Origin of the sequence: Polaribacter dokdonensis, from assembly GCF_024362345.1 — a bacterium.
In the GTDB taxonomy this organism is placed as follows: domain Bacteria; phylum Bacteroidota; class Bacteroidia; order Flavobacteriales; family Flavobacteriaceae; genus Polaribacter; species Polaribacter dokdonensis.
This window is the reverse complement of sequence record NZ_CP101505.1, coordinates 1,360,547-1,384,103: the sequence shown is the minus strand read 5'-3', so window position 1 is coordinate 1,384,103 and position 23,557 is coordinate 1,360,547. Positions and strand designations below refer to the sequence as shown.

Here is a 23,557-nt window from a genome sequence, read left to right as displayed (position 1 = left end):
GATAAAAAAAACCTCATTATTTAAAAACAATGAGGCTTATAATATTTTGCAATTCTCTTAATTATCTACTAGGATTTCTAGCTTTTCTTTTTCCTGTAGAAAGAGGCCCTAATTTATCTGTTACACATCTAAAACCAATATAGTTAGTAGCCATATATTCTGGTAAATATCTTCTTTGTGCAGGATCTAACCAGTATTCTCTATCAGACCATGAACCACCTTTATAAACACGAGTTCTATCACTAATTAAGGTTGTTCTCTTTTTAGCATCATTTACTAAAACCTCTCTTCCTGTAACAGGGTCTATCTCAGTAGCTGGAGATTTTGGAGAGTTGTACATACTTGGTCTTCTTGCAATCTCATCTTCATCATCTTCATAAAAACGAGTTGAATTAGCATCTCCATCACCAATATTAGCATTATCTGCTTTAGAAAAGTTTCTTCTTAAAGAAGCATCATTCTTAGTAATTGGTACATATTTGATTGAACCTGGTAAATATCTTGGTACAATTTTACCATTTGGTAAAGTATCATATTCAATTTCAGCACCACCTTCTTCGCCTGCAAAAACTACATTACCTTTTGCATCAATCATTTTTTTAGTAAATAGATTACCTCTAAAGTAATTAAAGTCATTAGCTTCATTGTCTACAATAGGTCTGTAAACATCTGCAACCCATTCTGCAACATTTCCAGACATATCATATAAACCAAATCCATTTGGAGGATATGATTTAATTTCATTTGGTATATCTGCACCATCAGAACTCCATCCAGAAGGTCCACTATAATCTCCTTTACCTTGTTTAAAGTTGGCTAGTTGATCACCCCTATTTCTTTTATTTTTTGCTCTAGTGTATTTACCATTCCAAGCATATTTCTTTCTACCTCTTATATTGTTGTATTCTCTGTTTTCTACATTTGCTTTGGCTGCAAATTCCCACTCAGCTTCTGTAGGTAAACGAAAACGTTGTGTTAAAACACCATCTGCATTAGTAATTTTTCTACCTTGAAATGCATCTCTAGCAGGTCTTGCTTCACCACGTTTTCTAATGGTTCTTCCAATACCTCTTTTATAAACGGTTGTATCTCCATTAAATAATTTGGAATCGTCTACTAAGAAAACATCTGTATCAAAAAAGTTACTTATGGTATCAATATCAAAAATATTTTTAATATTTCCTTTATCTATTAAGGTTTTTAAGTTTACTGCATTTGTTCTCCATTTACAGTATTCGTTAGCTTGTAACCAACTTACACCAACTACAGGATAATCTGCATAGGCTGGATGACGAAAGTAGTTTTCAGATAAAATATCTGTATTTCCTAAACTCTTTCTCCAAACTAAAGTATCTGGTAAAATCGAGCTATAAATATTTTTATACTTTTCTTCTGATGGAGGAAAAACATCTTTCATATACTGTACATATAAAAAATATTCAGAGTTGGTAACCTCTGCTTCATCCATATAAAAAGAACGTACGTGTATTTTATTTGGAGTAGTATTCCAATCGAACATTACATCATCTTGTACTTGGCCCATAGTAAAAGAACCACCTTCTACACCAACCATTCCTAAAGGAGTTTCTTGGCCATTAAAAGAATTAGCTCTGATATAATTACCGTTTTTTGGGTCGTTAAAAGATAAACCTGTTAACCTAGATTTATTTGATGAAGAACTTTTACAATTCACAAAAAGTAAACTAGCAAAAACTATGAATGTTATTTTAAATATGTTTTTCATTATCTAATTTAAAATTGATAGGGTTTTTATATAATGATGCAATTTACAATAAAAATATACTTTTATACAAGCAAATATACATTTTTAACGCATGCATTTTCTGCATATAATCTTATAAACGATTGCATTTTTACTTTAGTATAAATTATCTTTGTTACTCTTAAAATAACTAAGATTAAATTGCGTTAGTTTTAAACCTAGAATGATCAAAAAAGTATTTCTATTCATCAGTTGCATTTTTTACATGCAAAACTCAACAGCTCAAGTTAGTAACTCTGTACTAGCTAGTGGAGATTGGTATCAATTTTCTGTAGACACTACTGGTGTTTTTAAGATAGATAGAAGCTTGCTACAGCAAATAGGTGTTTCTGCAAACAATTTGAACCCTAGAAAAATCCATGTTTATGGAAATGGAGGTCAGCTATTACCTGTTTTAAACAGCGATTTCAGGTATGATGATTTGCAAGAGAATGCAATCTATATAGAAGGTGAAAATGATGGTTCTTTTGATGGTGATGATTATATTTTATTCTATGCAAAAGGCCCTCATGATTGGGAAGTGGATGCAGCAAATGAAACTGCTAGACACAGACAAAACATTTATTCTGATAAAGCCTATTATTTTATTACAGTGAATGATACAGATGGAAAAAGAATTCAATTACAAACTCCAGTATCATCTTCAGCAACTACTGTTTTAACGACTTATGATGATTTTACTTTTTACGAAAAAGAAGAGCGAAGTATTTTAGCAGTAGGTACACAATGGTTTTTTAATACCGATTTTAATATTGAGAATACACAATCTTTTACCCTTCCTTTTGCAAATGCAGTTTCAGGTGAAAATATTACTGTAAGAACAAGAGGAGTTTCGAACTCAGTTGTAGCTTCTACTATGGATGTTGTTGTAAATGGTCAAGATGCAGTTACTATAAATTATCCAGCAACAAATCCCTCATCGTTAACTAAGGCTTTTGCCTTAGAAAGAAGTGCAGTTGTGGCAAATACCTCAGAAAATATAACTGTTGCAATTACTTATAATAGTAATGGAAATCCGTCAGCAAATGCATTTTTAGACTATATAGAAATCATCGGAAAAAAGAATTTAAATTACTCCAATTTTCAATTTTCTTTTCGAAACTATTTGCAAGCAAATACTGCAGGAACTGTAGAATATCAAATTGCAAATGGAGCAAATGCTTTTCAGGTTTGGGATGTTAGCAATTATATAAATCCAGAAAGAATCTCTAATGCATCAACTGGAAATGATTTTACATTTTTGGCAAATGCAGGTGAACTAAAAGAATATATAGTTTTAGACGAGAACGATTTTTTTACGCCAGAAACTGTTGAAAATTCGAGAATAGCCAATCAAAATTTACATTCTTTAAAAGACATCAACTATTTAGTTATTACTAACTCAGAACTTTCTAGTGAAGCACAAAGGTTGGTAGATTATCATGAAGCCAATTCAAATTTGTCTGGTAAGGTTGTTTTGTTAGACGAAATTTACAATGAGTTTTCTTCAGGATCTAAAGACATTACAGGCATCAGAGATTTTATCAAGCATTTATATAACTCAAATTCTACACCTGCAACTCAATTAAAATACGTTTGCTTTTTTGGTGATTCTTCTTACGATTATAAAGATAGAGTGCCTGCAAATAACAATATTGTTCCTGTTAAGTTATCGACCATCAGTTTTAATTTGGCAAGTTCTTATGTTACAGACGATTTTTTTGTAATGTTAGAGGATAATGAAGGTACAATGTCTACCTCTCATACCATTGATGTGGTTTCTAGTAGAATACCAGTTGCTACAATTGCTGAAGCTTCTGTAGTAGTTGATAAAATTCTGTCTTATTATAGCAAAGAAGCTATTGGAGATTGGCGAAATACAATTACACTTTTAGCAGATGATATAGATGTTGTTGGTGAAGAAGTAATTGAACAAGGGGTAGAGTCTATTGCTGATGAAATTAAGGATAATAAACCTGTTTTTAATGTAAATAAAATTTATGCAGATGCTTTTGTGCAGCAGAATTCTTCTGGTGGAGAACGTTATCCAGAAGTGAATGAGGCAATTACAAATGCCATTGAAAAAGGAACATTGGTTTTCGATTATTTTGGTCATGGAGGAGAAGATGGTTTTGCTGCTGAACGTATTTTAGATGTAGCTCAAATTCAATCTTTTAAGAACAGTAAAACATTACCTTTATTAATTACAGTTACTTGTGATTTTTCTAGATTCGACAATCCAAACAGAATTACAGCAGGAGAAATTACCTTTAAAAAACCAGATGGTGGAGCAGCAAGCATGATTACTACTACCAGAGAAGTTTTTATCTCTACAGGTCAACGTTTTAATGAACAATTGATTCGAGTGCTATTGTCTTTTAATGATGAAGATTATTCTATTGCAGAAGCTCTAGCTGTAACTAAAAATCAGTTTTCTAGTACGCAAAAATTCTTTATTTATTCTTTTGGAGATCCTGCAATGAAGTTGGCTATTCCTAAGTCAAATGTTCGAATTACAAAAATGAATGATGTTGATATCACACGATCTTTAGATACGATTAAAGCCTTATCAAAAGTTAAATTTGAAGGTGTAGTTACTGATGATGCTAATTCAGTTTTAACCAATTATAATGGAACACTTTCTACCACCGTTTTTGATAAAATTATTGATAAAACTACTTTAGATAATGATGGTTTTGGAGTTACAATGGTTTTTGATACACAAGATAGTAAACTCTTTAGAGGAAAAGCAACTGTAGAAAATGGAGTGTTTAGTTTTGATTTTGTAGTGCCTAAAGACATCAAAATCGCCTATGGTAAAAGTAAATTAAGTTTTTATGCAGAAGATGGAGAAGTAGAAAAAGCAGGCGCTAATTTTGATATTACAGTTGGTGGAATAAATGAAAATGCTCCTGAAGATAATATTGGGCCAGAAATAGCATTGTTTATGAACGATGAATCTTTTATAGATGGAGGAAATACCAATGCATCTCCCAATTTAATAGCTGTTTTGTCTGACGCTAATGGAATCAATACTTCCATAACTGCAGTAGATCATGATATTGTGGCCATTTTAGATGGAGATACTGCTAATCCTATCATCTTAAATGATTTTTACCAAACAGAATTAAACGATTTTACCACTGGAAAAGTAAATTATACCTTAAGAGATTTAGAAACAGGCCCACATACTTTAAAAATTAAAGCTTGGGATACCTACAATAACTCATCTGAAACCACGTTAAACTTTGTGGTAGTAAGTGATGCTATCTTAAATTTAGAAAATGTTTTAAACTATCCAAATCCTTTTGTAAATTACACAGAGTTCTGGTTCAATCATAATAAGCCTAACGAACCTTTAGAGGTTCAAGTTCAAATATTTACAGTTTCTGGTAAGTTGGTGAAAACCATTAATAGGAACGTACAAACTACTGGTAATTTATCTAGAAACATTACTTGGAATGGTTTAGATGATTTTGGTAATAAAATTGGTAAAGGGGTATACGTTTACAAACTAACAGTTAAAGCAACAGCAAGTAATTTAGTTTCAGAGAAATATGAAAAATTAGTAATACTTCAATAAAAATTAGATATTTGTAAAACAATCGTCAAAAGAAGAAAATGAAAAAAATAGGTATTTGTATTGCACTTTGTGCTTTAGTAGGTGTAAAAGTAAGTGCACAAACCAACACACAACAAACAGGAGGTATTACAACTGCAACTCCGTTTTTATTAATTGTACCAGATGCAAGAGCAGGTGGTATGGGTGATATGGGTGTTGCAACTTCTGCAGATGCTTGGTCTTTATTTCATAACCCAGCAAAAACAGCTTTTGGAGACAGACAGATAAAAACAGGTTTAACTTATTCTCCTTGGTTACGTAATTTAACCGATGATATTTTTATTGGTGCAGCTTCTTACATCAATAGATTTAGCGAAAATGCAGCTTGGGGTGCAGAATTTAGATATTTTAGTTTAGGACAAATTGATTTAACAGACAATCAAGGAAATCCTAATGGAACTATAAACCCGAATGAATTTGTATTCTCTGGTTCTTATGCTTTAAAATTGAGTGAAACATTCTCTATGGGTGTTGGCTTAAAATATATTAGATCTAATTTGGCATTTAATGGTACAGCAGGTAATACTTTACAACCCGTAAATTCTTTTGCAGTAGATGTATCTGGATATTACCAATCTTATGAAGAAAATTATGGTAATTTTAATGGTAGATATCGATTAGGATTTAACATTGCTAATATTGGACCTAAAGTTTCTTATACACCAGGTGAAGAGGATTTTATACCAACCAATTTAAAATTAGGAGGTGGTTTTGATTTTATTTTAGACGATTATAATATTATTTCTACCAATGTTGAGTTTACTAAATTATTAGTACCAACTCCACAACCTGATGGTTCTGATGAGGAGAAAGGATGGATTCAAGGTATTTTTGGTTCTTTTGGAGATGCTCCAGGAGGATTTAGTGAAGAGTTAAGTGAAATTACCTATGCAGTAGGTGCAGAATATTTATACAATAATGCATTTGCATTAAGAGGTGGTTACTTTCATGAAAGTCAAGATAAAGGTAATAGACAATACTTTACTTTAGGTGCTGGTTTTAAAACCAACGCATTAAATGTAGATTTATCTTACTTAATCAACTCATCTGATGTAAACAATCCATTAGAAAATTCATTACGTTTTACCCTATCTTTTGATTTAGGAGAAATTTACGACAACTACTAAAATTCAATTTTTTTTAGTAGATTTAAAAAATAATAAAGCAGTCTAATTAAGGCTGCTTTTTTTGACTTTAAGCATATGAAAAATATCGAAATAAAATCTTCTGCAACTTTATATAATGATATTTCTGAGTTAAATGAAGAGGATAAATATTTAATGGATAAAGCCATAGAAGCTAGAGGAAAAGCTTATGCACCTTATTCTAAATTTAGTGTTGGTGCAGCATTATTGTTAGATAATGGAGTTGTTGTTTTGGGAAATAATCAAGAAAACGCAGCTTATCCTTCAGGCATGTGTGCAGAAAGGGTTGCTATTTGGAGAGCTGGTTCAGAATATCCAGATATGAAAGTGCTAAAACTGGCAATTTCAGCAAGCTCATCTATTTCTAAAGTAGACAAACCTGTGGGTCCTTGTGGAGCATGTAGACAGTCTTTATCTGAATACGAAATAAAACAGAAACAACCTTTTCCGATTTTATTTATGGGTGAAGTTGGTGAGATTATTAAAACTGACTCTTTAAACGCTTTGCTTCCTTTCTCATTTGACAGTTCTTACTTATAAATGAAACCAGACATCGCCTCAAGAAAAGACATTCACTTTATCATATCCTCTTTTTACGATAAGTTATTAAGTGATGAAAGTATGTTTCCGTTTTTTGAAGAAATCACTAACAATAATGAGTTAAGTGCGCACCTAGAATCGATTGCAGATTTTTGGAATGATGTTCTTTTTGATACTGTTACTTATAAGAAAAATGTGATGCAAAAACATCTTACAGTGCATCGTAATATGAAGTTCAAAAAGTCTCATTTTGATGTTTGGATATCGTATTTTTTTGATGTGATTGATGCAAATTTTAGTGGTGAGAAATCGATTGTAATGAAGAATAGAGCAAGCTCAATTGCAACAGTAATGCAACTTAAGATGAATATCTATAAATAAACACGCTTTATTTTATCATTTTAATTTTTTTGAATTGCTTTTTTGACTTTTCCATTACTATGCATGCATAGTAAATAAGAGTGTCATTTATTTTTTAACTTCGAGCAATAAAGAAAATTAGAATGATTTCATCAAAGATTACTGGAACAGGAACTTTTATTCCCTCATTAAAAAAAGAAAACAACGATTTCTTGGATTTTGATTTTTTGAATAATGATGGTTCAAAATTTGAAACGAGTAACGATGTTATTATTGAAAAATTTAAGGGCATTACTGGAATTGAAGAAAGAAGGTATGCACAACAAAAATACAATACTTCAGATTTGGCATTTTTTGCTGCAGAAAAAGCAATTCATGATGCCAATGTAAATCCAGAAGAATTAGATTACATCATTTTTGCGCATAATTTTGGGGATGTAAAAGAAGGTGCTATACAAGGTGATATGTTACCAAGCTTAGCTACTAGAGTTAAGTCAAAATTACAGATTGCAAATCCTAATTGTGTAGCTTATGATGTTTTGTTTGGTTGTCCTGGTTGGATAGAAGGAGTAATTCAGGCTCAAGCTTTTATAAAAGCAGGTATTGCTAATAAATGTTTGGTTGTAGGTGCAGAAACATTGTCTAGAGTTGTAGACAAACACGATAGAGATTCTATGATTTATAGTGATGGAGCAGGTGCATGTATTGTAGAAAAAACGGAAAATCAAGATTCTGGTATTCTTAGCCATGCTTCACAAACTTTTGCAAAAGATGAAGCCAACTATTTATTTTTTGGAGGTTCTTATAATCAACATGAAGATAAAGATGTACGTTATATAAAAATGTTTGGTCGTAAAATTTATGAATTTGCCATAACACATGTACCAAAGGCGATGAAAATTGCTTTAGATAAAAGTGGTTTAGAAATAGATGATGTTAAAAAAGTATTCATTCATCAAGCCAATGAAAAAATGGATGAAGCCATTATAAAGCGTTTTTATAGATTGTTTAAAAAGCCAATTCCAGAAGGAGTAATGCCTATGAGTATTCATAAATTAGGAAATAGTTCTGTGGCTACTGTGCCTACGTTATTAGATTTAGTTTTAAAAGGGCAAATAGAAAATCAGGAAGTAAATAAAGGCGATGTTGTTATCTTGGCATCTGTAGGAGCAGGAATGAATATCAATGCAATTGTCTACAAATTCTAAATATTAGCTAGCAAATACTAAAACTTTGCAAAATTCTAATATGTATATATGCTAAATCTAATATCAAAATATTATTTTTGCGCATGCAACAACACAACGTACTTATTTTAGATTTCGGTTCGCAATACACTCAATTAATTGCGAGAAGAGTTAGAGAATTAAACATTTATTGTGAAATTCATCCTTACAACCATTTACCAGACAATGTAGAAAATTTTAAAGCTGTAATTTTATCAGGTAGCCCTAATTCAGTTAGAGGAGAATTGGTATTGCATCCAGATTTATCTGCAATTAGAGGTAAAAAACCAATGTTGGCAGTTTGTTATGGTGCACAATATTTAGCGCATTTTTCAGGAGGAAAAGTTGCAGAATCGAATACAAGAGAATATGGTAGAGCAAATTTATCATACATAAAAAGTGAGGAAGCTTTTTTTAGAAATATATTAGAAGGTAGCCAAGTTTGGATGAGTCATTCAGACACCATCAAAGAATTACCTACTAATGCAGTTTTATTAGCTAGTACTGCTGATGTAGAAAATGCAGCTTATAAAATTGAAGGAGAAACTACTTACGGAATTCAGTTTCACCCAGAAGTGTATCATTCTACAGATGGTAAACAATTATTAGCAAACTTTTTAGTTGATATAGCAGGTGTTGAACAAAATTGGACTCCAGATTCTTTTGTAGATAGTACAGTAGCTACAATTAAAGAAAAAGTTGGCAATGACAAAGTGGTTTTGGGGCTTTCAGGAGGTGTAGATTCATCTGTAGCAGCTGTTTTATTACATAAGGCTATAGGCGAAAACCTGTACTGTATTTTTGTAAATAATGGGTTGTTAAGAAAAAATGAGTTCGAAAGTGTACTAAAACAATACGAAGGTATGGGTTTAAACGTTAAAGGTGTAGATGCCTCTGAACGTTTTTTAACCAAATTAGCTGGTTTAAGTGATCCTGAAGCAAAAAGAAAAGCTATAGGAAATACGTTTATTGATGTTTTTGATGATGAAGCTCATCAAATTAAAGACGTTAAATGGTTGGCACAAGGAACAATTTATCCAGATGTTATTGAGTCTGTATCTGTAAATGGAGGACCTTCAGCTACTATTAAAAGTCATCATAATGTAGGTGGTTTGCCAGATTTTATGAAACTTAAAATTGTGGAACCTTTAAGAATGATTTTTAAAGATGAAGTAAGAAGAGTAGGTGCATCTATGGGAATTGATCAACAGTTGTTAGGAAGACATCCTTTTCCAGGACCAGGTTTAGCGATTCGAATATTAGGAGATGTAACTGCAGAAAAAGTTCGTATTTTGCAAGAAGTAGATGCTATCTTTATTAATGGTTTAAGAGAAGATGGTTTGTATGATAAAGTGTGGCAAGCAGGTGCAATGTTGCTGCCTGTAAACTCTGTAGGAGTTATGGGCGATGAAAGAACCTATGAAAAAGTAGTAGCTTTAAGAGCAGTAGAAAGTACAGATGGAATGACTGCAGATTGGGTAGATTTACCTTATAAATTTTTGCAGAAAACATCAAACAAAATAATCAATCAAGTAAAAGGTGTAAATAGAGTAGTTTATGATATTAGCTCTAAACCACCTGCAACTATAGAATGGGAATAACTTATATGAAGCATTTAAAATTTTTTATTTTCTTATGTATTTTAACGTTTACAGTTTCTTGTGGACAGCAAAAAAAATACATACAATACAAGGTTAAAAGTGGTGATACTATGAGCAAAATTGCTCAGAAGTTAAACATGCAAACTAAAGATTTAATCCGTTTAAATCCTGATGTTGTAAACGAACCAAAACCAAATACTTTTATTGTTGTTCCAGAGCAAAAGCTAAATAGTTTTAAGAATAAGGTAGATGTGAATGAAGAAAGTATCAATGAAGTTTCTTTAGATCCAAACATTACCTTAGATAGTTTAAATGTTGAAAATGATTTGACAGATGATTTGAAAAAAATGTTTGTCATTTACGAAGTGCAAAAAGGAGATACTTTTTATAGTTTAACCAATTTATATAATGTTAGTAAAGATCAATTATTAATTTTAAATCCGGAATTAAAAGAAGGCTTAAAAGAAGGAATGAGTTTAAAAATTAAACGAATTTCTAAAGTTGTAGATTCAGATGAGTATTTGTATTTAGATTTTATTAAACCAAGGCAAGAAATTAAAGCAGCATTACTACTCCCTTTTAGAGCAGATAAATTCGAGCCAGATTCTATTGGATTAAAAGAAACATTTGCAAGTAATTCAACATTAGTAAATATTGTTACCGATTTTTATTTAGGTGCAGAGATTGCTGTAGATTCTTTAAGAAGTAGAGGTATAGATATTGAGTTAAACGTCTATGATACAGGTAATAGAAGAAGTAGTAAATTTAATAGTATTATAACTCAAGAGAACTTAAATAAGAACGATGTAATTATTGGGCCTTTGTATTCAGAAGAGGTTCAAACATTATCATCTAATGTTAGAACGCCAATAGTGTATCCTGTATACTCTGCAGATCAAGCCAATTTTTTTGCATCTAATATCATTAAAACATCACCAGACAAAGAAGTATTTAGAAATGAGTTAGCAAGTTACATTAAAGAAAATTTAATTGTAGGTAATGTTATTATTGTTAGTGATGAAAAAGCATCATCAATTCTAACAGCAAATATTATGAAATCTTCTATAGAATCTGGAGCATTTATAGAGAATGTGAATGTATTATCACCTATAGAAGGGTTTATAGAAAAATCTCGTTTTTTAGAATTATTACAGCCAAATACAAACAATTGGGTAGTAATTGCTACAGATAAAAATATTGTGGTTTCAGATGTTATTAATAGCTTAATTAGCTTGCCAGAAGAAACTACTGCAAAGGTTTTTACTTTTGATAAAGGTAGAGTTTACGATAAAGTAGATAATAGAAAATTAGCAAAATTAGGCTTTACTTATGTAAGCGATGATTTTGATGATACCAATTCTTTAGCTTCAAGAGTATTTAATAAACAGTTTTTAAGAAAAAACAACACTTTACCTTCTTATTACGCAACTAAAGGTTTTGATATTACTTTTGATATTTTAATGAGATTGGCTTCTGGTAAAAAATTAAAGAAGACTTTTGATGAAGGAGTTTCTCAAAGAGTAGATACGAGATTTGATTATAGAGATAGTAGTACAGAGAATAGAGGTTTGTTTATTGTGCAATACAATCCTGATTTGACCTTAACAAGACTTAAATAATTACAATATTTCTGATAAAAAAAATCCGCTATTTAGCGGATTTTTTTTTGATTTAATTACTACTTAAATTTTCTTCATTTGTTGCTTCATCATTTGCATTTGCTCTTTCAGCATACCATGTTTGTCTAACTTTTTAGCTTCAGCCATTAAATTAGTCGCTTCACGTTTTCTTCTCTTCGTCATTGCAATACCTGCTAACTGCAATTTTGCCATAGCTAAATCATGATCCATAGCCAAACCTAAACGTACCGCTTTTCTTAAATACTTCTCTGCTTGTGTCATGTTTGTTTGACTAAGCATAATTCCATGCAAATAGTTGTAATAACCTTGCTGTTTAGTAGTTAAGGCAGCTTCAGGATTTTTAATATAACCTAACCATTTTTGAGCTGCAGGAAAATTTTGCTTACGTAACTGTAAGAATGCTAATAAGATGAACTCATTTTTAAAATAGAGCAGTATAAAAATACCTGCTAATAAAAGAATAGAAATTCCGTTTAAAATATTTCCTTCCCAAAATTCATAAACTGCCCAAATTGAAATAAGGACTGCTAAAACTAATTTTATATTTTTATTAAACATTGTCTGTTTTTAGTGATTAAAATTGAAATGCAAAAATACATTTTTATCAGAAATAGACTTACTTCTTATAGTATTTCTTATACTTAAACCAAGAAAGTGTTCCTAAAATAGCTACAAAACCTACAGAATAATAAACAGAGCTAGGTGTTATTACACGATCTCCACTTGCATATGAGTGTAAACCAGATAAATAGAAGTTAACACCAAAGTAAGTCATCATTATAGAAGCATATGCAATAACCGTCCAAAGATTAAAGGTATATCTACCTCGTAAACCAGGAATTAAACGCATATGTAGCACAAATGCATACACCATAATAGAAATCAAGGCCCAAGTTTCTTTAGGGTCCCAACCCCAATAACGACCCCAACTTTCATTGGCCCACATACCACCTAAAAAGTTACCAATAGTTAGCATTACTAAACCAACTGTTACAGCCATTTCATTAATTATGGTAATTTCTTTGATATTAAGATCCATTTTTTGCTTGTTGTTTTTGTTCGTAAACAAAATTAAAAACAAAGAAAAGATACCTAAAATCATACCCAAGGTTAATGGTCCATAACTTGCAACAATAATAGATACATGTACTAATAACCACCATGAATTTAAAACAGGTTGTAGGTTGGCAATTTCTGGATCTAACCAGTTCATACTTGCAGTAAATAGTATAATTGAAGTTATAAATGTAGTTGCTGCAATTGTTAATGCCGATTTTCTACCTAAGTAAAAACCAAAGAGCATCGTTGTCCAAGCTACATAAATTATAGATTCGTAAGCGTTACTCCAAGGTGCATTTCCACTGATATACCATCTAGAAATTAAACCACCTGTATGTAATAAGAATAAAGCAATTGTAAGACCTATTAAAACCTTTACAACATAGTTAATCCATTTTTTAGAGCTAAAAATTTGTGCTACTACAAACCCAATTAACAATAGACTCATAAAACCATAATAGCGAACTAACTTTTTAAAGATGTTGTATTTGTTATAGGCAATTTCTAGTTCTATTTTATCTTCTGAAGGATAAACTGCTGCTCCATAAGTTTTTTGGAATTTCTTAATTCCGTCTAAAACTTGATTCGCTTTAGAGTAATCATTCGTTTTTTTAGCTGTTTGAAGCAATTGAACATATAAAGGCAATGATTTACGCACAAAAATAGTGTCAGCAGCTTTAAAACCTTTTTCCATTAATGTTTCTGGCTGTGAAATCCATTTGTTGTTTTCATCATCTGGAATAGGGTAAATTTTTAAAATTCCTCCACCAATAGCTGAGTATAGTAAACCAACTCTTCTATCAATTTTAATTAAATCTTTTTCGAATTTATTTTGCACATTTTTTTTCTGTGCTTCAGCAACTTGCTCACGAATTAAATATTCTCCTCTATTTGTAAAAAAATCAGATAAACGTGCATAGGTTGCAGTATCTGCAAGGCCTAACTGCTCACGAATTTTCATGTTTTCTTCTTCTAAATAAATAGAAGGTACTTCATACCAAAGTCTAGAATTTTCAATAATAGATAACAATACTTGGCTAGGTTGCATGCCATGTAAAGTTTCTGCTTGGCTTACTTTACGCACCAATTCAGAAGCGAAAGTATGGGCAGGTTTCATTCTACCTCCTGCATCTTGAATTACCAGTTTATTAAACTCTTCAGCATGTGCCAAAGAAATTTTATTTGCTTGTAAAATAGAATCTATCTGTTGATTAGTGATTCTATTTACTTTATGAGGATCTGCTTTTTGAGTTACTACTTCTGTTTTTACAGGCTCATGAACATGATTTGGGTCTGAATGATCATGATCTGCTTCTTGTGCAAAAGCAAATGAAGAAACAAACAATGCAGTAATTAGAGACATTGTTGTTTTTTTAGTCCTTATTTTCTTTAATGATTTTTTTAGTGAATCAAATCGAGTATGTTTTGCAAAGAAGATACAAATCATACCTGTGTATAAAAGAGAATAACCTAAGTAGGTAATGAAAGTTCCCCAAAAATCATGATTTACAGACAAGTGCGTTTGCTCTCTTTCTCCTGATAAATCATAACTAGATTGAAAAAATTTATATCCTTTATGATCTAAAATATGATTCATGAAGATTCGATAATCAAAAGATTCTTCATTGTCAATTACAGTAACTTCACTAGCATAAGAAGCTGCACTTTCTGAACCTGGATATTTTTCTAATTGAAAGTCGTTTAACTTTACGCTAAATGGCGCAGTTAATACCTTAGCACCATACCAAAGTCTAAAATTTAAACCATCTAAAGTAAATTCTTGAGTATTGTCTACGTTAAATTTTCCACCTGTTAATTCTACTCTTTTTGTTTCTTCATTGGCAGTAACATCCACAACAATAACATCTAATTTCTTATCGTCTTTAGGACCACTTAACGTTTGCATGGTTCCTTTTTTAGGTAATTCTGGCACTACAAATGGAAGCTCTGCAACATTGTATAGTGAACGCAAATTAAACTCTTGAACACTATCTTTTTTAACAACTCCATCAGTTAAAGTGGCCATTATTTTGTAATTACCATCAAACTTTGTTTTTATTTTTAAAGAATCGTTTCTTTTAAAAATATTGATAGAGGCATTATCACCCTTAGCATTATAACCTACTAAAATATTATGAATGTTAGATACTGTGCCAGATTTTATATAATGTTCGTGCCTGTTTCCACTAGAAGATTCTACTAGAAATAAATATTCAACTCCATTTTCATCATCTACTAACTTTTGCTCTGCCCAAGGAATGTAGTCTACTAATTCTATTGAGAAATCAGATCCTTTAAAATCACTTGAATAAGACCAAGAATTAGAACCCCAAGCGCTTAATAAAATAGGTTCGTGCACATTTTTTTGAACCTGATTGTTATCAACAATTGCGTTAACGTAAGTGGTTTCTGACAAAAAAGTATTGGTAGTTTCACCTTCATCAATCAACATAATACCTTCATAACCAACATATCTTGTAACTGCTGCACCAATAATAACAAATAAGAAAGCAAGGTGAAACATTAATGTTGCCCATTTTTCTTTTTTATACAATCTGTATCTAAAAATATTACCAAAGAAATTGATAACAAACAAAACCATAATTACTTCAAACCACCAAGCATTATAAACTAAGGCTTTAGAAGTTTGTGTACCATAATCATTTTCAATAAAAGTGGCAACACCCATTGCAACTGCAAATAAGATGAATAAAATGGCCATTAAACGAGTAGAATAAAGGAAGTTTAAAAAGTTTTTCATGAGAAAAAATTAAGCTTTTATAAGAGTTACAAATTTAAGCATAAAAGCACAAAAAACGGATTAGTTAGCCCTATATTTAAGTATTAAAAATGAATTTAAATTATGAATAAAAATCATATAATTCCAAATAAAATTAAAGAGAGAGTAGAGGTTGCTTTGCAATACTATCCTCAATTAAAGGATATACATATAGAGTTTATAATAAAAAAGAATATTAAGAAATCTACAATGCAGGCTAGACCTACTTTTGATAGTTTTTTTAAGCCAAAAGAAAAGCGAAAGTTTTTAATTTTAATAAGTAAAAAGTTTAAAATTTCTGATAAAGAATTTTCTACTTTAGATATTCCTGATGATATTTTTATTGGGTGGATAGGTCATGAGTTAGGACACATTATGGATTATCAAGATCGAAGTAAATTGAACTTAATTTGGTTTGGATTAAAATATTTGTTTTCAGAAAATCATATTGTGGAAGCAGAGAGAGCTGCTGATAGCTTTGCTGTGAAGCATAAAATGGAATCTTATATTTTAAAAACGAAAAACTTTATTTTAAATCACGCAGAAATTTCTGAAGTGTATAAAGAACGTATGCGTAAATATTATCTATCTCCAGAAGAGATTATGTTTTTAGTAGAAGACAGAGATAAGATGGCTGAGAAAATTGAAAAAGCACTATAGATCGTTTAAGTATAGAAAATAAAAAACCTTTGCGAAAGCAAAGGTTTTTTTATGTGTTTTAATCAATCCAAATGGATTTGGTATTTACAAATTCTTTAATTCCAAAGTCAGATAGTTCTCTTCCATAACCACTGTTTTTAATACCACCAAAAGGTAATCTTGGATCTGAAGCTACTAATTTATTTACAAAACTATTTCCAGCTTCTAATTGTAGCGCAATTTTTTCTCCTCTTTTAGAATCGCCAGTTACAACACCAGAACCCAAACCAAAGGTTGAGTTATTAGCTAGCTTTATAGCTTCTTCTTCATTTTTAGCTTTAATTACAGATGCTACTGGTCCAAAAAGTTCTTCGTCAAAAGCAGTCATTCCAGGTTTTAAATCTGCTAATATTGTTGCAGGATAATAGGCTCCTTTTTGATTTGGTATTTTACCACCTAAAATTAACTTTCCTCCTTCTTTAATTGTTTTTTCTACTTGTTCATGAATTTCATCTCGTAAATCTACTCTAGCCATTGGTCCATAATATGCATCTTCATTGGTAGGCTCAGCCATTTTAGCTTCTTTCATCTTTTTGGTGAATAACTCTAAGAAATCATCAAAGATTTCTTCTAAGACTATAAAACGTTTGGCAGCAATGCAAGTTTGCCCATTATTTTGTAATCTACCAAAAGTAGCTAAATCTGTAGCTTTTTCTAAATCTGCATCTTCTAAAATGATATAGGCATCACTACCTCCTAATTCTAAAACTGTTTTCTTTAAATTTTCTCCAGCTATTTTAGCTACAGATCTTCCTGCAGGTTCACTACCTGTTAAGGTTACAGCAATTATGTTTTTATCTTCTATAATGGTTTTGATGTCATCTGATTCAACATTTAAGTTGGTAAAAACGCCTTCTGGAAATCCTGCTTTTTTAAATGCATCCTCTAAAGCAAAAGCACAACCTTGAACGTTAGATGCGTGCTTTAAAACACCTGTATTACCTGTCATTACAGCTGGTGCAGCAAAACGAATTACTTGATAAAAAGGAAAATTCCAAGGCATTACAGCCAATAAAACTCCTAATGGTTGGTAGGTAACATAACTTTTTTTTGCTTCCGTTTTTATAGGTTCATCTGCTAATAACTCATGAATATTATCTGCATAATACCTACAGATTTTAGCACATTTTTCAATTTCACTTCTAGATTGTCCAATCATCTTACCCATTTCTTGGGTAGCTAATTGTGCGTATTCTTCTTTGTGATCATCAAAAATGTCAGCCAATTTACTCATAAGATTTGATCGTTCTTCAAAAGAAGTATTTTTCCAACTCTTATATGTTTCATTAGCTTTAGCAATCTTTTCTAAAGCATTACTGGCAGATAATCTATCATAACTCGCAATTTCTTCTTCTGTTGCTGGATTTATTGTGGTTACTTTTTTCATAGTTTTATTTTTTTGTTTTTTCTTTTAACAAGACATTCAATATTTTGTGATTTAGGGAGTAATCTACAGCCAAATCAATAACATGAACACCTTTTGTTTTTAATGTTTTTTTGTAAATTTCTTTAAAGTTTTCTAAAGAATCTGGTCTGTAGCCATGAGCCCCAAAGCTTTCTGCATATTTTACAAAATCAGGGTTTTGATACTCTAGTCCGTATTTTGGAAATCCTTCTCCTTCTTGTTTCCATTCAATCATTCCATAGGCATTATCATTCAAAATAATAACAACTAGATCTAATTTCATTCGAATTGCGGTTTCTAGTTCTTGAGAATTCATCATAAAACCTCCATCACCATTTACTGAAACTACTTTTTTATTCGGATACAATTCTTTAGCCATAATTGCTGAAGCAAAACCTGCTCCCATAGTTGCTAATGCATTATCTAGTAATAAAGTGTTTTGTGCATAAGCAGGATAATTTCTTGCAAACCATATTTTATAAATTCCATTATCTAAGGTTACAATATCTTCATCACCCAAAAGATCTCTAGTTATTTTTACCAAACGTTGTGGAAGTATAGGAAAACGATTGTCTTCTTCATACTTGGATAAATGGCTGGCTACATTTTCTTTGACACCTAAAAAATAGTCTGTATTCCATTTTCCTGCACAATGTTTTAGTACATTTGTTAATTTTTCTATACTGTAAGCAATATCTCCAATTACATTTAATTGCGGAAAATAGACTTCATTAATTTCGGCTGCAAAAAAGTTGATGTGAATTACTTTTCTATTATCATTAACATCCATTATAAAAGGAGGTTTCTCAATAGTATCATGACCAACATTTATTATTAAATCTGCTTCTTCAATAGCATCATGAATAAAATCATTAGAAGATAATGCTGCTGTACCTAAATATAGTTTATTTCTTTCGTCGATAATACCTTTACCCATTTGAGTGTTAAAAAACGGAATTTTTAAGGTGTCTACAAATGTTGTAAGAGCTTCACTCGCTCTTTTTCTGTTGGCACTTGCACCAATAAGTAACAAGGGTTTTTTAGCAGCTCTTATCATTTTTTCTGCATTAGAAATAGACTCTAAATTTGCAGAAGGAATTTTAGAATTGATAATATTAAAGAAATGCGGTTTTTCAACTTGTTCTTTGCAAACATCTTCAGGTATTTCTATATGCACACCTCCAGGTCTTTCTTCTTGAGATAATCTAAAAGCTTCTCTGATAATAGCTCCAGAATTTTTACCATAGGTAATTTGCTTAGAGAATTTTGTTAAAGGTTGCATCATTTCTAAAATATCAACAATTTGAAACTTTCCTTGTTTGCTCTCTTTAATAGGTTTTTGACCTGTGAGCATAACCATTGGCATTGCACCTAATTGTGCATAGGCTGCTGGTGTCATTAAATTTGTTGCTCCTGGGCCTAATGTAGACATGCAGACTCCAGATTTACCTGTTAATCTTCCATAAGTTGCTGCCATAAAACCTGCACCTTGTTCATGTCTTGTAAGTATTAATTTTATTTGATCTGATTTTCTGATTGATTCTAATAAATCTAAATTTTCTTCTCCTGGCAATCCAAAAATATATTCAACACCCTCGTTTTCTAGAGCTTGAATTATAAAGTCTGATGTTTTCATTTTCATATGTAAATTTTCCTCTAATTTAAGAATTTTTAGGTTGAAAGTTTTGATGTATTCATACAAAAAACTGTTAATTTTAAAGGAATACAGAGGATTTTCTGTTATTTTTAGATGCGTTCAATTAAAACGGAATAGAGATCATATTAGAAAAAATATTCCCATATTTTTGATAAATTTTCTTTAAAATAAATACATGAAAAAGTTAGGAATTGTTGGTTTTGGCCCAAGAGGATTAAATGCTTTAGAAATGCTTTTTTTAGAACTTTCTAAGCAAAAGAACCAATTAATTGCAGTGCACATATTTGAAAGTGAGGAAGAATTAGGAGCTGGACAAGTATGGAACACCAAACAATCTACAGTAAACTGGACCAATATTACTGTTAGAGCACTTAGAAATTTAAAAGGCAGACCTGAAATTATTTTAAATGGAATTGAGATTCCAAGTTATCCATCTTATATAGATTCCTTATCAGCTAAAGATAGAGAGGCTTTAGCGCATTTACCAGATCAATTTCCTCCAAGAAGAGAAATTGGAAAATATTTGAAAAATAGAGCAAAATCTATCTTGGAAGTTTTACAACAACATCATATAGTAAAAGTTCATAAAACGTTTATTGCTGATATAAACTTAAAGGATAATGAATTTCACTTATTAGATTTATCTGGAAACAACAATGTCCTAGATGAGGTTTTACTCACAATAGGTCATCAAACTACAAAATTATCTGAAGATTTAAAAGCCTTTGAAATTGATGGCTTAGAAAGTAAAAAAACGTTTTTCTCAGAAACGTATCCTATTGATAAAATTATAAAAGCTGAAGCTACTAGTACATCTAAAAATATTGCAATTCGAGGTTTTGGTTTGGCCATGATAGATGCAGTTAGAGCATTAACCATAGAAAAAGGAGGGAAGTTTAAGATAATTGATAAGAAAACTTTTGCTTCTAAATTTATTACATCTCAAAATGTAGCCAAAAAAATTATTCCATATTCTTTAGATGGCTTACCTATGGTTCCTAAACCTCTGAATAAAGAAATTGATAATCAATTTAAACCATCAGAAAAACAATTAGCAAAATTTGAAAAAGAAGTTCTAAAATATGCAAAGGGAGATGTAAAAGCTGAAAACGCTGACTTTCTGAAAGCCCTATTTGCTAAAATAGGTGTTGAAATATATAAGAATTTAGAGCAAAAAATTGAAACCTCTGACAGTGATGAGCAATTAGAGAACACTATTTTAATGTGGTTTCAAAATCAACAGCATCAACATGAATGTTTGCTAGATACAGAAATTAGCACCATTAGTTTATTAACAAATTACGTAAGTATGGCAGCTCATGAAATTAATGTTTCTTTAGATTTTTGTGTTGGTCAAGTCATAAGACATTTACAACCTACATTGTACAAATCGTTTTCGCATGCAAATGTAAGTGATGCACTTTTTGCAGATGTAATTCAGTTTGATGAAATGATGAAAAGATATTCTTATGGCCCACCAATTGAAAGCATGCAACAATTAATTGCCCTACATGAAGCCAATATTCTAGATTTTCGATTTGTGGATGATCCTGAAATAATTACAAAAAAGGATTATTGGTTGTTTAAAAAAGGAGAACAAGAGTTGAATTGCGAAGTTGTAATTAATAGTGTATTAAGTGCTCCTAAATTATTAGAAGTCTCAACTCCTATAATTTTAAATTTACTAAAAGATGATTTGCTACAACCTGTACATTCTAAATTGGGTATAGAAACCAATAAAGATGGAACAATTGTTTTAGATGATGATAGCAGAAAAATTCCTTTAGCAGTTTTAGGAAGATTAGCAAAAGGAAGTGTAATAGGTGTAGATGCTATTTTAGAATGTTTTGGACCTAGAATAAAAGATTGGGCCAAAGGAGCTGTAAGCAGATTATAAATTTGGTTGTTTTTCGCTTAAATATTTCCAATAACGTTTTGGAACATGTCTTACATGCAGTTTCATGTTTTTACGTTCTTTAATGTTGGTGCTATCAAAGTAATCTTTCCAAAGTTTTTGAAAATCAAATTCCTGTTCACTAAAAAAATCTGAACTGGTTTTTGAGAAATCAAAATTATCTGGAAAATCGAGATCGATGAAATCTAACTTAAGTAAATCATAAAACAAACCATAATTTCTTCTAATATCATAAATAATCCATTTTTGATCTGCATATCTGCTTTTAAAATGCCTTGCAATTAAAGGTAATACATTAAAATTGGGTTCAATATTTGCAAAATAAATATTGTCTTTGGTAAGTTTAAAACGCACAAATGCTTCCATTCTGTGTTTTTCTCTACTTACATTTTTTGCAATTTGAGAAGTTTTTAAAACACTTGGTTGTGTAAAGTCTGTATCTACTTTTTCTGAGCTTTTAAAAATGTATTGTATATAGTCTAACAATACATTTTCAACTTTAGGTTGCTCACTTAAAAAAGCATAATAAATTTTAGTGGATGTTAGGGTTGATGCTTTTTGTTTTAAACCTTTCCAAACACGATTTGATTTTTGCTTATCAGTTAGAATGGTTTCTGTATCTGCAAATAATTCATTTTGATTTACAAATTCGTTTTGAATTGTTACATCACTTAGTTTGTATTCAAAAACATAAAAAACACAAGAAAGAAAACCTTCAAATGTACCATCGTAAATTAAACTTTTATGCTGCATTTAAGAAAATAAATTTAATTGAGGACTCAACAATTTATCATACTTGCTATTTGAATTGCGTAATATATTTGCTTTAATTTTTTCTGCTGGTAAATCTCTTCGTTCAAATAAATTACTATCGCAAACCAAGAAGTATTGTGCTCTGTTAAATGCAATTCCTATTTTTTTAAGATGATCCCAATTTAATCTTCGATATTTTCTAGCCATTAATATTTTGGTTACAGATTTCATACCAACACCAGGAATTCTAGCCAACATTCTTTTATCAGCTTTATTTACATCAACAGGAAATTCGTGTAGATTACGTAAAGCCCAACTCAACTTAGGATCGATATCTAAATCTAATTGCTGATGATTTAAGTTTACAATTTCATTTGTTTGAAAACCATAAAAGCGCGTTAACCAATCTGATTGATATAATCTGTTTTCACGTAACATAGGCACTTCACTACCTATAGAAGGTAATCTGTCATCATAAGAAATTGGCACATAACCAGAATAATAGACTCTTTTTAAATTATAATTCTTGTAATAATGTTCTGCTGTTTTTAAAATTTGGAAATCATTTTCTCCACTTGCACCAACAATCATCTGTGTACTTTGGCCTGCAGGAGCATATTTAGGAGTGCTTTTTATAATTTTCTTTTCAGATTTGTATTGAATAATTTCATTTTTCACCTTTTCCATAGGTTTTATAAAATCATCAAAATTTTTGTCTGGTGCCAGCAATTTTAATCCGCTTTTTGTAGGGATTTCAATATTTACACTCAACCTGTCTGCATACAAACCTGCTTCACGCATTAACTCATCAGAAGCCCCAGGAATTGACTTTAAATGAATATACCCATTAAAATTTTCTTCTAAACGTAATTTTTTGGCAACAGCTACCAAACGTTCCATGGTATAATCTGCACTTTTAAAAATACCAGAACTTAAAAATAGACCTTCAATATAATTTCTTCTGTAAAAATTGATGGTTAAGTCTACTACTTCTTGCACTTTAAATGCAGCTCTTTTTACATCATTACTTTTACGTGTAACACAATAAGCGCAATCAAAAATACAGTGATTGGTCAGCAAAATTTTAAGTAAAGAAACACATCTACCATCTTCTGTGTAAGAATGGCAAATACCCATTCCTGTAGAATCGCCTAAACCTTTATTGGTATTGGTTCTTTTGCTTCCACTTGATGAACAGGAAACATCGTATTTAGCAGCATCTGCTAAAATTTTAAGTTTTTCTAAAGTGCGCTCAAAAGACATAAACTACTATTTTATAGTGTGTTATTAGTGTTGTTGATTCTCGATAAAAAGGTTTGGTAAGGTTTTTAAAAGTAACAATTTTAAATGATACTATTCTTTAAATCTATAACAAAAACGCATAAAAAAAGCGA

At 30.9% G+C, this 23,557-nt stretch carries 16 protein-coding genes; 9 read left to right on the top strand and 7 right to left on the bottom strand.

The annotated features are described in order from the left end of the window. Positions 1-61: 61 nt before the first annotated feature. A complete protein-coding gene (gene gldJ / locus LPB302_RS06205; RefSeq protein ID WP_053972919.1) occupies positions 62-1,744 on the bottom strand; it encodes a gliding motility lipoprotein GldJ in 1,683 nt (560 codons plus the stop codon). 244 nt (positions 1,745-1,988) lie between these two features. Between gldJ and porU the strand changes: the two genes are divergently transcribed. The 7 genes from porU to LPB302_RS06170 all read left to right on the top strand — a co-directional run bounded on the left by porU (position 1,989) and on the right by LPB302_RS06170 (position 11,875). Next, positions 1,989-5,345, top strand: coding sequence for a type IX secretion system sortase PorU (porU, locus tag LPB302_RS06200; RefSeq protein ID WP_231658686.1), 3,357 nt, complete (start codon positions 1,989-1,991; stop codon positions 5,343-5,345). A 38-nt stretch (positions 5,346-5,383) separates the two neighbouring features. Continuing rightward, positions 5,384-6,511, top strand: a complete 1,128-nt coding sequence (gene porV, locus LPB302_RS06195) for a type IX secretion system outer membrane channel protein PorV (RefSeq protein ID WP_053972917.1) — start codon at positions 5,384-5,386, stop codon at positions 6,509-6,511. A 75-nt stretch (positions 6,512-6,586) separates the two neighbouring features. Continuing rightward, positions 6,587-7,069 carry a cytidine deaminase gene (locus LPB302_RS06190; RefSeq protein ID WP_053972916.1) on the top strand — a complete coding sequence of 161 codons (483 nt, stop codon included), beginning with the start codon at positions 6,587-6,589 and terminating at the stop codon, positions 7,067-7,069. Continuing rightward, complete coding sequence (locus LPB302_RS06185; RefSeq protein WP_053972915.1) at positions 7,070-7,450, top strand: group III truncated hemoglobin; 381 nt, start codon at positions 7,070-7,072, stop codon at positions 7,448-7,450. Positions 7,451-7,572: 122 nt separating this feature from the next. Next, entirely contained in the window at positions 7,573-8,637 is a 1,065-nt protein-coding gene (locus tag LPB302_RS06180) for a 3-oxoacyl-ACP synthase III family protein (protein WP_053972914.1), read from the top strand. An 83-nt stretch (positions 8,638-8,720) separates the two neighbouring features. Further along, a complete protein-coding gene (gene guaA / locus LPB302_RS06175; RefSeq protein WP_053972913.1) occupies positions 8,721-10,256 on the top strand; it encodes a glutamine-hydrolyzing GMP synthase in 1,536 nt (511 codons plus the stop codon). A 5-nt stretch (positions 10,257-10,261) separates the two neighbouring features. Further along, positions 10,262-11,875 carry a LysM peptidoglycan-binding domain-containing protein gene (locus LPB302_RS06170; RefSeq protein WP_053975252.1) on the top strand — a complete coding sequence of 538 codons (1,614 nt, stop codon included), beginning with the start codon at positions 10,262-10,264 and terminating at the stop codon, positions 11,873-11,875. Between the two features lie 63 nt (positions 11,876-11,938). On the opposite strand, the gene LPB302_RS06165 is transcribed toward LPB302_RS06170, so the two are convergent. Further along, positions 11,939-12,454 carry a hypothetical protein gene (locus tag LPB302_RS06165; protein WP_053972912.1) on the bottom strand — a complete coding sequence of 172 codons (516 nt, stop codon included), beginning with the start codon at positions 12,452-12,454 and terminating at the stop codon, positions 11,939-11,941. Positions 12,455-12,512: 58 nt separating this feature from the next. After that, positions 12,513-15,716 carry a cytochrome c biogenesis protein CcsA gene (locus LPB302_RS06160; protein WP_053972911.1) on the bottom strand — a complete coding sequence of 1,068 codons (3,204 nt, stop codon included), beginning with the start codon at positions 15,714-15,716 and terminating at the stop codon, positions 12,513-12,515. Positions 15,717-15,818: 102 nt separating this feature from the next. Here LPB302_RS06160 and LPB302_RS06155 point away from each other — a divergent pair, with 102 nt between their 5' ends. Next, a complete protein-coding gene (locus LPB302_RS06155) occupies positions 15,819-16,394 on the top strand; it encodes a hypothetical protein (protein WP_053972910.1) in 576 nt (191 codons plus the stop codon). A gap of 58 nt (positions 16,395-16,452) precedes the next feature. Here LPB302_RS06155 and LPB302_RS06150 read toward each other — a convergent pair whose 3' ends face one another. After that, positions 16,453-17,820, bottom strand: coding sequence for an NAD-dependent succinate-semialdehyde dehydrogenase (locus LPB302_RS06150; protein ID WP_053972909.1), 1,368 nt, complete (start codon positions 17,818-17,820; stop codon positions 16,453-16,455). A gap of 4 nt (positions 17,821-17,824) precedes the next feature. Beyond that, on the bottom strand, positions 17,825-19,474 hold the full coding sequence (locus LPB302_RS06145) for an acetolactate synthase large subunit (RefSeq protein ID WP_053975251.1): 1,650 nt from the start codon (positions 19,472-19,474) through the stop codon (positions 17,825-17,827). A gap of 196 nt (positions 19,475-19,670) precedes the next feature. Between LPB302_RS06145 and LPB302_RS06140 the strand changes: the two genes are divergently transcribed. Continuing rightward, positions 19,671-21,392 (top strand): FAD/NAD(P)-binding protein, encoded by a 1,722-nt coding sequence (locus LPB302_RS06140; RefSeq protein WP_053972908.1) that lies wholly within the window; start codon positions 19,671-19,673, stop codon positions 21,390-21,392. Here LPB302_RS06140 and LPB302_RS06135 read toward each other — a convergent pair. Both LPB302_RS06135 and LPB302_RS06130 read right to left on the bottom strand, forming a co-directional pair. Further along, positions 21,387-22,163, bottom strand: a complete 777-nt coding sequence (locus LPB302_RS06135; protein ID WP_053972907.1) for a TIGR03915 family putative DNA repair protein — start codon at positions 22,161-22,163, stop codon at positions 21,387-21,389. The two genes, LPB302_RS06140 and LPB302_RS06135, sit on opposite strands and share 6 nt — an antisense overlap. Next, on the bottom strand, positions 22,164-23,426 hold the full coding sequence (locus LPB302_RS06130; RefSeq protein ID WP_053972906.1) for a putative DNA modification/repair radical SAM protein: 1,263 nt from the start codon (positions 23,424-23,426) through the stop codon (positions 22,164-22,166). It lies immediately after the preceding gene. Positions 23,427-23,557: the final 131 nt, after the last annotated feature.